Genomic DNA, 11815 nt, shown 5'->3' on the forward strand with positions numbered 1-11815 from the left:
CGGGTGGTTGTCCACCTATGAACGGCTTGTAAATTCTCAAAATTTTTTTAGTCCCTACTTGACACAAGAAGACCTTTCCCGTCTGGGGCGCAACTATGCCGAGACCGGGCGATATCTGGAAGAAATCTTCCCGCGTTTGGGAATCCGGTTCATCGCCGTAAACGATCAATACGACTCTGCCAGCAACACCGACAGTGTCCAGCAGATGGCCGTATTCAAAAATGTATTCAACGATTTATATGCCGCCGATGCCAGTGCCAAGGTGAGGACCTCTCTGGGCATCCTCAAGCGGCAGGGCAAATTCCTGGGGCGGCAGGCGCCCTATGGGTACCGCATCGACCCCGATGACAGATATCATCTTCTGCCCGATGAGGAGACAGCTCCCACGGTGCGGCGCATCTTTGCGCTGTTTCTGGGCGGAGCCAGCCGTACCCGGATTGCCAAGGTCCTCAATCGGGAGGGGATTCCCTCGCCGGCAGCCCAAAAGCAGATGACCGACAAGAGCCGCCGTTTTACGGGGCTGTGGAATGCGGAGACCATCCGGCGAATCCTGAGCCATCCGGTGTATCAGGGCGATATGGCCCAGCAGTTCACCCGCACGATCAACTATAAGGTGCACAATCGCCGCCGGGTCGATCCCGAGGACTGGATCGTGGTGAAAAACACCCATACGCCACTGGTCAGCCGGGAAGACTTCGCCCTGGCGCAGCAGATGCAGAAGGTCCGTACATACGAAACCACCGACCATCCCCATCTGCTCACCGGCATTGCCTACTGCGCCGACTGCGGCAGCCCCCTCTATGCCAAAAAGAGGGGAAAGTACTGGTATCTGAATTGCTATGGATACTATCGCGACCCCACAGCACATCACTGTACCTCGCACAGCATCCGGGAAGATGTGGTGGTGCAGGCGGTGGTGGATGCGCTGCGTGCATTGGCACAGAATCAGGTGGATTCCAAGGCGATGGCCCGCAAGCGTGCGCAAAAGCAGCAGGGACGGCAGGATCTGAAAAGCCGCCGCAGCAAGCTGGAACAGCAGATGGAATCAGCACGCAAAACCCGGTTGGGTGCCTACAAGGATAAAGCCGCCGGGATCTTGCGTGAGGATGAGTTTTCCTATATCTCTCAGAATCTGCGCAAGGAGGAGGAACGCTGTCAAAAGGAACTGGAACAACTGGCACACTTGGAAAACGATCTGGACCAGACGGATGCCATCGAAAAAAAGATCCGGACGTTTCTGCAATTCGATCATCTGGAAAAAGGACAGCTGCAGCAGCTGGTACGCCGTGTGGAGGTGGATGCCCACAAGCATATTACCGTTACCTTTAATTTCATGGAGCCGGGGAAAAAGGCTGATTGAACCGACCGCTCATAGGCGGAAAGGCTCAACTGGCCTTCTTTTTTGTTCGTTTCCTCTATTTATTATGTGATCGTTTGTCTTTCTATGAGATTGGCTTTTGAAGGTATATTTCTGTCCTTACCCCCCCCCAGGATTTTCTGAACTTCAGGAGAAATTTTATAATGCTTCCAAGTGTTGAGCGTTTTCTTCCATTGTCTGTCAGCTTTATCATGATAAGGTCGGAATCCATACCTTTATTTCATAGGGACAATACCCGCATCCCTGTAAGATCATCACATCTTCCTCTTCAAAACCCAGACGGGAAATGGCATTCTGAAAGATCTCCGAGATGCTGGCATAGACAAATAATCCCGTACGGGGAAATTTTACCAGGCGGGATTGTTGCCCCGCACGAAGTAGAGGCTGTACAGCTTGTCCAGAATGGTCAGTGCGAAGGTTCCTTTCAGCTGCTTGGCAATATCCGTCAATACTGGTATGCCCAGTGTTCCGGTGGATGTAAGCATCTGCACGGCAACATAGATGTCTGTCTCGATCCGCGTCTTGGGCAGATGCAGCTGATGGCGCAGCAGAAGAGCATTGTTCAGAATGCCGTCGTGGGCAATGGCAAAGTCGGGACCGTTGCCGGGAAGGTGTCCGTCCAGATTGCCGGGAAAGGGATGATTGTTATAATTGGACTGGGCATTCCCTTGTGTAGTCATCCGTACATGGCCCATGACTACACGGACGGAGGCAGATGTCAGAAGCAGTGTCTTGTTGGCGGGTTTGGGGCGTTTGTAGATGTGCAGCCGGTCATGGATGTTGTAGGCAATACCGGTGCATCGGTACCTTGTACCATGCTGCTCAACGACAAGGAGCGAAGACGCTGACGGGCCTGGCGTGGGGCAGGCTGCGAGACGGGTCACTGAATCCAAACAATCTGCACGTGATTACACCTCCCATTTTGCCGTTACCGGCTCGTTGATGTACAGACGGCGTTCTTTCAGATACTGGATTGATTCCGGGGGGCAGACGGAGCACGAACTCGGGCCAGCTCAGATTCTTGTCCTCACTCTCGGATAAAGCAAGAGCCACCCGGCAGATGCGATCCACAAACTGTAGTGGGGTTATGAGGGTGTTGAACTTGAGCTTACCCCGGAAAAGCCCGGAACTCGATGGTGTTGGGGGTGTCAGGTTGACGCAGGCATAGCAACCGTTCCCTGAGTTATATTGAGGGGGCTCCAGAATTTCCTTGGCGTTGATCTTATACTCATGGCGGGCAGCCTAATCTTTCGGTGCGGAGGCTGGATCGTAAAATCTCCTGCCAGAACCGTTCGAACAGATAGAGGATTTTGGAGATGGTTCCATCCTGGGTCGCGCTGTGTTCACCCAGGGCGTCCCGGTTCACATGGATATGCAGGCCGAAGGTCCCGGCGTTATGGCTGTTATAGTGCATCTCCCGGAAGGCGGCCACCGTTTCGGCCTAGGGGACCTTGGTGCGGTGTTCTTCCAGCGTGCAGGGATTGGTCACCAGCTCTAGACCATCATCCAGGCTACCGCCGGTTTTCATGTAGGCGTACTCTTCCAGGCGGTTGATTACATTCAAGACTGTGCGGGTATGGGAGGCGCTCTGCTCGGTATCGTCAACTTCAGGTCCCCCCCCCAGATAGAGCGGCCCACCGCCATAGAATACGGGGGAGGGCTTGTAGCTGTAGGGATGCAGGGCGTTGCCTACTTTCTCCCGGTAACAGGATTCACAGTAAGGCAGCGTTTCGTAGTCGTTCCCGTCATACCATGCTTCGCTGTTGGAGATCAGGCGGCCACACTCGCTGCAGCCAACAAAGTATTCCTCCCGGAAGGAGGGACAAATGCCTTCGAAATTGATTTCATAATGGCCGTGACTAATCATTGTTGGAATACAATAGATTTTGGGGCGTAAAACGAAAATCATATGAGAACCTAGACTTTTTTGCCCTACTAAGGTATAATAATTTCTAATTAATTTGCTAAATTTGGTTGGCTAGATTTTGTGCTGAATATATGGGATTTGAAGGGCAAAAGATTCGTCCAATCTGAGTTTAAATTGAAGGAACAGCTACGTTGAGGCAAACAATGGAAAAATATTGCGAGAGCAATTCAGTCTTTGGAGTAGGACCATAGCTTGCTGATGCTGTTGGATAACTTGAGTGAAAGAGGTTATTCTAAAAGTGACTTTGCAAATCAACTTTAATGTGATGAGAGATGCGTTATGTTTCAGCGATTCTTCAATGTGATAAAGGCAATTATAATCAACAAAAAGAAAAAGGTTAGAATTTCCATAACTGCTCATGTAGACAACGCGAAATTTGAAGGGAAAAATCTACTTGCAGCACGATCAAATCTTTCAAATTCAGTGATCGGGTATGGCAGTTATATTAGAGAAAACAGCAGTTTGCCAAGAACGAGAATTGGCAAATACTGTTCAATCTCTTGGAATGTCAAACTTGTTGCGGGAACACATCCTGCAAAGAACTGGGTTTCTACATATCCCAGGTTTCTTCTCAATAAAAACCGAGGGCATCTGTTCATATACACAGGAACAGCGTTTTGAAGAGTATCGCTATGTGGATGATGACAAACGGTATTTTTGTGAGATTGGCAATGATGTTTGGATAGGCAGTGATGTAATTATACTGCAGGGAGTTAAAATCGGAAACGGCGCGATCGTTGCTTCTGGCGCAGTTGTCACGAAAGATGTGCCTGATTTTGCAATTGTCGGAGGAGTCCCCGCGAAGATTATTCGGTACAGATTCACCAAGGATGAAATAAACTTTCTAAATCAATTGCAATGGTGGAATCGACAAGAAAAATGGATACAAAACCATGCTTTATATTTCTCGGATATAAAACTACTAAAAGACCGTGTTGAAAAATCAGATGAGAGAAAATACAAGAGATTATAAATGGAAAAATGGTTGATAGCTTTGTAGGGAAAAGCTGATTCTCGAAATGAAGGAATCTGAGAAGTGTGACGGCTACCGGTCTCGCAGGTTGAATATGCGGATGAGTACCCTGTATTCATGATGCCGAAGGTACGACATGGTGGTAACATACCGTTCTTTGTTACTGAGCGCAAGCGCAGTGAAGCGGCATTGATTCAGATGGTTAAGGTTGCCTTCGTGTAGGGGATATGCGCTCGTAAGATGGAAAAGCAGAATTGTAAGAATGGTAGTACTTGTGGTCTGTGGTGTGGATGAGTATGTGCAGAGAGAACGCATGATGGTAAAGTTGAAAAAAATCGTATCTTGTGCTTTTCCGAGGAGTGCAAGAGCAGAAACTTCGCACTCCGAGATTGGTGGTTCCCAATGCACACACCGGACTTTTTGGGGGAGCCTCAAAGGTTTCCAAGAAGCAAACTGTTCAGACGGTGCTGCGGTCGGAGGCTTAACTTTGTATCTTGTGGGAAACCTTTTTGCGAACTTAACTTGACGCGAGCTGCAAGCTATGTTTGATACTTTAGATATTATCTGATGTTGTTTTTACTATTTCATCGGCTTTTCGTTTGTAAGAAACAAAATTTTAAGACAAGTAAATCGTTGAAGCGATGGTGTTTCAGAACTGTTCGAAGAGTAGAATTGATTTGATAATAAGTCGTAAGGCGAAAGCTCGCAATTACTACGCCAATTGGTATGGTATATTGTGATTCAGTAGAGGGATATTATAAACTCAGAATTTTTATTTATATTTCAAGATTCCAGAAAACATTTTAGAATCCTAGATGTCATAAAGTATAGCGTTATTATACATATTTAAAATATAGTATATTTGGGTGAGGAGATAGGAAATGACGACGAGAAAATCTGAATTTGCAATCGTAGTAGTGGGATATAACCGTTGTGATAGTCTGAAACGATTGATATCTTCCTTGCAAAAAGTAGATTATATGGGGGATACCGTTGACTTAATTATCAGCATTGATAATTCAGGGACTAATATAGTTGAAATGTATGCAAATACTGTAGTATGGGAATACGGAGAAAAAATTATCCGAACCTTCCCGGAAAGGCAGGGATTGAGAAACCACATTTTGCAATGTGGCGATTATACGGAAGATTATAGTGCGATTGCAGTATTCGAAGATGACATTTTTGTTTCTCCGGATTTCTATAATTATATGAAGCAGGCAGTAGGATTTTATAAAGACGATGAATCCATTGCAGGAATTTCTCTATATAATCATATGTTTTGCGAGAATTGTCAGCGCCCTTTTCTCGCACAAAAAGGAAATTTTGATAATTATTTTCTAAAGTATGCCCAATCCTGGGGCCAGATATGGATGACAAAACAATGGCGTCAATTTCGGCAATGGTATAAAAACAACGATGGAGATATTATTTCTTCTGATAAAATACCTGAATACCTCCGAAGATGGCCTAATACGTCGTGGCTGAAATATCATATCGAATACTGTATTTTAGAAAATAAGTATTTTGTCTACCCGTACGATTCTTTGTCCACCAACTTTGTGGAGCTAGGCCAACATTGCAAGATCCCTAGCTCAGTATATCAAGTGCCTATGCTTTATGGTCATAAAGAACGATACAATTTTTGCCGTTTTGGTGCGGAAGATGGTGTTTATTATGATGCGTTTTTTGAGCGTGAAATTGGTATTGATAGATTGAAAATTTCGAAGGATGATGTGATTTTTGATATTAATGGTGTCAGAAAGATAGATTCGCAAAAACGATATCTTGTGTCTTCACAGCAACTTGGATATAAAATATTAGAGCAGTATGGGTATAAATTGAGACCCGCAGAAATGAACGTACTGTTGGGAATTTCGGGAAAATCTATTTATCTTTATGATACGAAAGAACGTGCGGAAAACAAATTTTGCGATACGACCTTAGAGCAGTGGTATTATGACACTAAAGTGGAAAGTCTACGTTATGCAGGCGGGATGGTGTTAAAGATGATAAAAAATAAACTAAAAGAAAAGATTATGAGATAGTGAAAATGATTCTGAACAAAAGAAAACCACGGCAGTGAAGGCAAAACTGAGTGTAGAATGTGTGCATCTGTGTTGGAATTTTGGATAAGGCGATACAACGGTTGATAGGAAGAAAGGAAATTTGTGGCTTATGAAAGTCATACATGTGGTCCATAGAGATAAATTTACAAAAGGGTATATTAACTTTATGAAAACACAAATGGCTCGATATGAACATTGTTTTATAATTCAAGCGGAACAAAAACTCGACCTAGTAGATCAAAACAATGTTTTTTATGTTAAAAGCTTTGAAAAAACAATATCAAATGAATTGCTGGCACTAATGGATGAAAGTGATGCTATTATTTTCTCCGGAATTTTTAATAGCATTTATTTGTTAAAGCAGTTGCCCAGAAGGTTATTAAAAAAGACGTATTTGCAATTTTGGGGAGCGGATTTTTATAGTTACTCTGAATTCCGCTCCCCGATTCATATTCGTTATTATCTACATAGGTTTATGAGAAAACGACTGTACAATAGTTGTGCAGGGCATATTTTTTTGATTCAGGGAGAATACAAGAAATATGAAGCGATATTCGGGAAATTTGACAGGAATTTTGTTGTGTCTATGCCTACGGACTATGTGAAAGAAATAGTGCAAGAAATTTGTGAACTGCGACAGAAAAAAATAAAAAAAAACAATATTAATATTATGATTGGTAACTCTGCAACGAAATCTAATAGGCACGAAGAAGTGCTTAACTGGTTAAGTAAGTATTCGGATAAGGAAATTACAATCTATATGCCGCTTTCCTATGGAGATTCCGAATATAGAAATAGAATTATTAGAATCTCAAAAGAAAAATATGGCATATCTGCGGTCCCAATTGTGCAATACATGAATACATTGAGCTACGTAAAGTTTTTGTCCACAATGGATATTGGAATCATTAATTGTAATCGGCAACAAGGAATGGGAAATATTCTTTTTTTACTTGCTTTAGGTAAAAAGGTTTATATTAGACGCGAAACGACGATGTGGGAAAGCTACTGTTCAAAAGGATACACTATATTTGATGCAGCAAAAATTCCTGAATTGACTTATGAACAATTTATTCACTTTACATCAAAAGATAAAGAAAAAAATGAAAATATATGTGACCAAACTTTTACTTATGAACAGTATATACGAGAGTGGAACGATTTCTTAGAAGCCATCAATCGTTAGGGCATAAAAATAAGATATAGGGGAACATAATGAAATCAACCATCAGCAATTTGTTGTGGCGTTTTGCTGAAAGATGTGGATCGCAGGGCGTACAATTTGTTGTGTCGATCCTTTTAGCACGCCTTTTGACACCAGAAAATTATGGTACAATTGCACTAGTAACTGTCTTTACAACAATTTTACAGGTTTTCGTGGACAGCGGTTTGAGCACAGCTCTTGTTCAGAAAAAGAACGCTAATGATTTGGATTTCTCTTCGGTATTTTATTTTAATATATTGGTATGCGTCATTCTGTATGTCGCAATCTTTGCCGCTGCACCAGCTATCGCTTTATTCTATAATGATATTACACTAGTACCTGTGGTGCGGGTGTTAAGCTTAACCATTGTAGTGTCTGGAGTGCGGGGAATTCAGCAATCTTATGTCTCCCGCAATATGCTATTTAAACGATTCTTCTTTTCTACACTTGGCGGAACGGTTGTTTCTGCCATATTTGGCGTCGGGATGGCCTATGCTGGCTTTGGGGTTTGGGCGTTGGTAGTCCAACAATTATCCAATGTAATTGTGGGCACAATAATACTTTGGGTTACGGTTAAGTGGCGTCCCCAAAAGATGTTTTCGTGGAAAAGATTACAACGGCTGTTATCATTTGGTTGGAAACTGCTGGTATCGTCGCTCTTAGATACTACGTACAATAATCTGTGCAACTTAATTATTGGAAAGCTATATTCATCTTCAGATCTGGCTTACTATAATCAGGGAGATAAACTCCCAAAGACCGTTATTACAAATATAAATACATCGATTGATAGCGTTTTGCTGCCGACGATGTCTAGCGCTCAAGATGATCGAGTGCGTGTCAGGAGTATGACACGTCGTGCTATCAAAACAAGCATTTATATTATGGCTCCTCTCATGATGGGACTGGCATTTTGTGCCGAACCTATTGTGAAACTGGTTCTGACTGAAAAGTGGTTGCCATGTGTGCCATATATAAGAATATTCTGTTTTACTTATATGTTTTGGCCAATACATACAGCAAACCTAAATGCCATTAAAGCGATGGGCCGTAGCGATATTTTCTTGCGACTGGAGATTGTGAAAAAAATTGTTGGGCTGCTTTTGTTGCTTATTGCGATGCGCATCAGTGTTTTGGCAATGGCTTACAGTATGATCATTTCAAGTGTAGCAGGACAAATTATCAATTCTTGGCCAAACAGAAAGCTATTACAGTACAATTACTTGGACCAGCTACGGGATATATTCCCATCTATCTTACTGGCAGTTATAATGGGTGTCTGTGTATGGGGAGTATCTCTTTTAGATCTGAAAGTTGGAGTCACTTTATTGATTCAAATTCCGTTGGGAGCTTTTATTTATTGGGTGGGATCCGCCCTGTTTAGGTTTGAATCTTACGAGTATTTGAAGAAACGAGTATTGGCTCTTTTTAAAATAGCGACTTGAAAATTGACGTTGAGTGAGATTGGGGGAGGAGGCCCTTTATGAAAAAATTACTTCTTTTAGGAGGATCTGGATACTTATTGCCAGTGATTGAAACGGCGCGTAAGCTCGGGCTCTATGTGATCACCTGTGACTACTTGCCGGATAATACAGCTCATAAGTACTCAGACAAATATATTGATCTCAGTATTATTGAAAAAGATAAGGTGTTAGAGGCTGCTAAAAAAGAGAATATCAGTGGTGTTATGTCCTTCGCCTGCGACCCTGGAGTTGTGACTGCGGCATATGTGGCAGAAAAAATGGGACTCCCGTTCCAGTGCTCCTATGAGGCTGCTTGCATCTTGCAAGACAAAGGGCTTTTCCGAGAATTTCTTACCAAGCATGGATTCAATGTGCCCCACGCAAAACGCTATACTGAGAAAAATGTGCCAGCAGAAGATTTGAACTTCTTTACCTGGCCGGTTATTGTTAAGCCGGTAGATTCTGCGGGAAGCAAAGGCGTCACAAAGGTAAACACACCGGAGGAATTGCTTGCAGCGATTGATGTGGCGGTTGAACAATCACATAACGGCGCCTTTATCATTGAAGATTTCCTTACGTTTGAAGGTTATCATTCAAGTACCGATCCTTTTACTGTGGATGGAAAGTTGCAGTTTATTACCTATTCAGACCAGCTGTTTGACCCTGAAGCAGAAAACCCCTATACGCCGGCAAGAATTATTTGGCCGTCGTCCATGAAAGAAGAACATCAGGAGTATCTGACAAGAGAAATCCAGCGGTTAATGGACCTTTTGCATACCGGGACAGGCATATACAACATCGAGACCTGTGTGGGGGCCAATGATAAACCCTATATTATGGAAGTCTCCCCCAGGGGAGGTGGATGTCGTATCGCTGAATTACAGAAGATGGCCTATGGCGTTGATCTGATCGAAAACGAAGTCCGAAAGGCTGTGGGAATGCCTTTACTGGAATTGCAGCCTCATCCTTGCCAGGGGCACTGGTGTGAATTGGTGGTTCATGCCAAACCAGGCATGGAAGGAATCTTGCAGAGTATCCGGATGGACCGTGAAGTGGAGAAAAAATATCTCCGTCAGATTAGCCTGACGAAAAAAGAGGGAGACCATGTGCAGCCCTTTACGGGAGCCAATATGTCCCTGGGAGATATGTTTTTGCAGTTTGAAAGTCGGGAACAGCTGGACGAGATTACAGGCCATACGGAGCGCTGGCTGTATGTTAATCTGAAAAAATGACCAAACGATTGCGGTGGGCAGAAAAGAAGGTGCAATGTGAGAGAAATTGGCGGATATATTGAGTTTGAATACTATAACGGCAGTATGTTCCATGATAGTGCAGTGGCTTTGAACTGTGGACGAAGCGCGCTGGCGTATCTGTGGGAGACAAAGAAAATCCAAAAACTGTATCTACCTTATTTTCTTTGCGATTCGGTAGTGAATGAATGCAAAAAACTGAAGATTGATTATCAGTTCTACCATGTTGGACCAAAATTGGAGCCGCTGTTTGCAGAATCGTCGTCAGAAGGTGCTTGGCTATACTTGGTTAATTATTATGGCCAACTGTCTAACGAGGAAATTAGCCGCTTGAAAGTACAGTATGACCGAATAATTGTTGATAACGCACAGAGCTATTTTCAAATGCCGGTTGAAGGTGTAGACACTTTATATACCTGCCGTAAGTATTTCGGCGTGGCGGATGGAGCTTTTTTGTATACTGATACGCAACTGGAGCGCCCACTAGAGCGGGATGAGTCCCACGAACGAATGCATTTCCTTTTAGGAAGATTCGAACGTTCGGCCAGTGAGTTTTATTCGGAATACGTGGCCAATAACGATTTCTTTGATAATGAGCCTTTGAAGAAGATGTCCCGGTTGACACAAAATTTGTTGCGAGGAATCGATTATTCCGGTATAGAGAAGATTAGAAAGAAAAATTTTGCTTTTTTGCATAGGGAACTCGGACATAAAAATCAACTTTGTCTGAATGAGAACGAAGGAACGTTCATGTATCCTTTTATGACTCAAAACGGGGCACTGATTCGTAAAAAATTGCAGCAAGAAAAAATTTATATACCAACCCTATGGCCCTCTGTAAAAGAATGGTGTTCGGAAGATATGCTAGAATATAAATATGCCGAGGATATATTGCCACTCCCTATCGACCAGCGATATGGGGAGAAAGATATGATGTATATTGTGAATTCTATTCAAAAATTAGTTTCTCTTGTAGAAAGTGAGGAGTGCACACAGTGAATATCAAAGGGAAAAGAGTTACTCTCCGGGCAATGGAAAAACAAGATTGTGAGATGGTCCGGGAAATGTTTAATGATCCGGAAATTGAAAAGCTAGTGATTGGTTGGGCGTTCCCCCTTTCCAGCTATGCTCAGGAGAAATGGTTTGAAAATCATTATGCAGACAATACCAATTTCCGCTTTGTGATTGAAACGCCAGAAGACGGGGCGGTTGGAATTGCTACGTTGACTAACATCGACTGGAAAAATAGAAGTGCTGATCATGGTATTAAACTGGCAAAAAAGGAACGGCGCTCAAAAGGAATTGGAACGGATGCTGTGATGGCCATTATGCGCTATGCATTTGATGAATTACAACTTCATCGCTTAGATGGCGCATGGTTCAAAGATAATATTGCCTCAAAAACGATGTATACAAAATGTGGATGGGTAGAAGAAGGTGTACGCAGAGAATATATTTTCAAAAATGGCTCATATCGAGACTTGGTGGTCGTTGGCATTTTGGCCGAAGAATATCATGATTTGGTGAAGCGTACGCATTATTGGGATTGAG

At 43.2% G+C, this 11815-nt stretch carries 11 protein-coding genes; 8 read left to right on the forward strand and 3 right to left on the reverse strand.

What is annotated here, in order from left to right:
- The first annotated feature begins 58 nt into the window (after nucleotides 1-58).
- Complete coding sequence (locus NQ490_RS12640; RefSeq protein WP_007046161.1) at nucleotides 59-1360, forward strand: recombinase family protein; 1302 nt, start codon at nucleotides 59-61, stop codon at nucleotides 1358-1360.
- Between the two features lie 365 nt (nucleotides 1361-1725).
- Here NQ490_RS12640 and NQ490_RS12645 read toward each other — a convergent pair whose 3' ends face one another.
- The 3 genes from NQ490_RS12645 to NQ490_RS12655 all read right to left on the reverse strand — a co-directional run bounded on the left by NQ490_RS12645 (nucleotide 1726) and on the right by NQ490_RS12655 (nucleotide 3287).
- Complete coding sequence (locus tag NQ490_RS12645; protein WP_242655000.1) at nucleotides 1726-2262, reverse strand: class II glutamine amidotransferase; 537 nt, start codon at nucleotides 2260-2262, stop codon at nucleotides 1726-1728.
- A 344-nt stretch (nucleotides 2263-2606) separates the two neighbouring features.
- Nucleotides 2607-2810, reverse strand: coding sequence for a hypothetical protein (locus tag NQ490_RS12650; protein ID WP_007046164.1), 204 nt, complete (start codon nucleotides 2808-2810; stop codon nucleotides 2607-2609).
- Nucleotides 2811-2819: 9 nt separating this feature from the next.
- A complete protein-coding gene (locus NQ490_RS12655; RefSeq protein WP_147644643.1) occupies nucleotides 2820-3287 on the reverse strand; it encodes a hypothetical protein in 468 nt (155 codons plus the stop codon).
- Nucleotides 3288-3738: 451 nt separating this feature from the next.
- Between NQ490_RS12655 and NQ490_RS15425 the strand changes: the two genes are divergently transcribed.
- The 7 genes from NQ490_RS15425 (at nucleotide 3739) to NQ490_RS12690 (ending at nucleotide 11814) form a co-directional block, all read left to right on the forward strand.
- Nucleotides 3739-4278: a CatB-related O-acetyltransferase gene (locus tag NQ490_RS15425; RefSeq protein WP_084759090.1), complete on the forward strand. Its 540-nt coding sequence runs from the start codon at nucleotides 3739-3741 to the stop codon at nucleotides 4276-4278.
- Between the two features lie 881 nt (nucleotides 4279-5159).
- Nucleotides 5160-6326 (forward strand): glycosyltransferase family protein, encoded by a 1167-nt coding sequence (locus NQ490_RS12665; protein ID WP_040917498.1) that lies wholly within the window; start codon nucleotides 5160-5162, stop codon nucleotides 6324-6326.
- Nucleotides 6327-6456: 130 nt separating this feature from the next.
- Nucleotides 6457-7533: a TDP-N-acetylfucosamine:lipid II N-acetylfucosaminyltransferase gene (locus tag NQ490_RS12670; protein WP_259951329.1), complete on the forward strand. Its 1077-nt coding sequence runs from the start codon at nucleotides 6457-6459 to the stop codon at nucleotides 7531-7533.
- 29 nt (nucleotides 7534-7562) lie between these two features.
- The gene (locus tag NQ490_RS12675; RefSeq protein ID WP_007046170.1) at nucleotides 7563-8996 is read left to right on the forward strand and encodes a lipopolysaccharide biosynthesis protein; all 1434 of its coding nucleotides are present in this window, start codon (nucleotides 7563-7565) and stop codon (nucleotides 8994-8996) included.
- A gap of 38 nt (nucleotides 8997-9034) precedes the next feature.
- Nucleotides 9035-10246, forward strand: coding sequence for an ATP-grasp domain-containing protein (locus NQ490_RS12680; protein WP_007046171.1), 1212 nt, complete (start codon nucleotides 9035-9037; stop codon nucleotides 10244-10246).
- A 36-nt stretch (nucleotides 10247-10282) separates the two neighbouring features.
- Entirely contained in the window at nucleotides 10283-11263 is a 981-nt protein-coding gene (locus NQ490_RS12685; protein WP_040917501.1) for a hypothetical protein, read from the forward strand.
- Nucleotides 11260-11814: a GNAT family N-acetyltransferase gene (locus NQ490_RS12690; RefSeq protein ID WP_040917503.1), complete on the forward strand. Its 555-nt coding sequence runs from the start codon at nucleotides 11260-11262 to the stop codon at nucleotides 11812-11814. The genes NQ490_RS12685 and NQ490_RS12690 overlap by 4 nt, the downstream gene beginning before the upstream one ends.
- The last annotated feature ends 1 nt before the right edge of the window (nucleotide 11815 follow it).

Origin of the sequence: Subdoligranulum variabile, assembly GCF_025152575.1 — a bacterium.
In the GTDB taxonomy this organism is placed as follows: domain Bacteria; phylum Bacillota; class Clostridia; order Oscillospirales; family Ruminococcaceae; genus Gemmiger; species Gemmiger variabilis.

Excerpts from the sequence above, each read along its gene's own strand:
- NQ490_RS12655 (WP_147644643.1), bottom strand. The coding sequence starts at position 3,287 with ATGATTTTCGTTTTACGCCCCAAAATCTATTGTATTCCAACAATGATT.
- NQ490_RS15425 (WP_084759090.1), top strand. The coding sequence starts at position 3,739 with ATGGCAGTTATATTAGAGAAAACAGCAGTTTGCCAAGAACGAGAATTG.
- NQ490_RS12665 (WP_040917498.1), top strand. The coding sequence starts at position 5,160 with ATGACGACGAGAAAATCTGAATTTGCAATCGTAGTAGTGGGATATAAC.
- NQ490_RS12670 (WP_259951329.1), top strand. The coding sequence starts at position 6,457 with ATGAAAGTCATACATGTGGTCCATAGAGATAAATTTACAAAAGGGTAT.
- NQ490_RS12675 (WP_007046170.1), top strand. The coding sequence starts at position 7,563 with ATGAAATCAACCATCAGCAATTTGTTGTGGCGTTTTGCTGAAAGATGT.
- NQ490_RS12680 (WP_007046171.1), top strand. The coding sequence starts at position 9,035 with ATGAAAAAATTACTTCTTTTAGGAGGATCTGGATACTTATTGCCAGTG.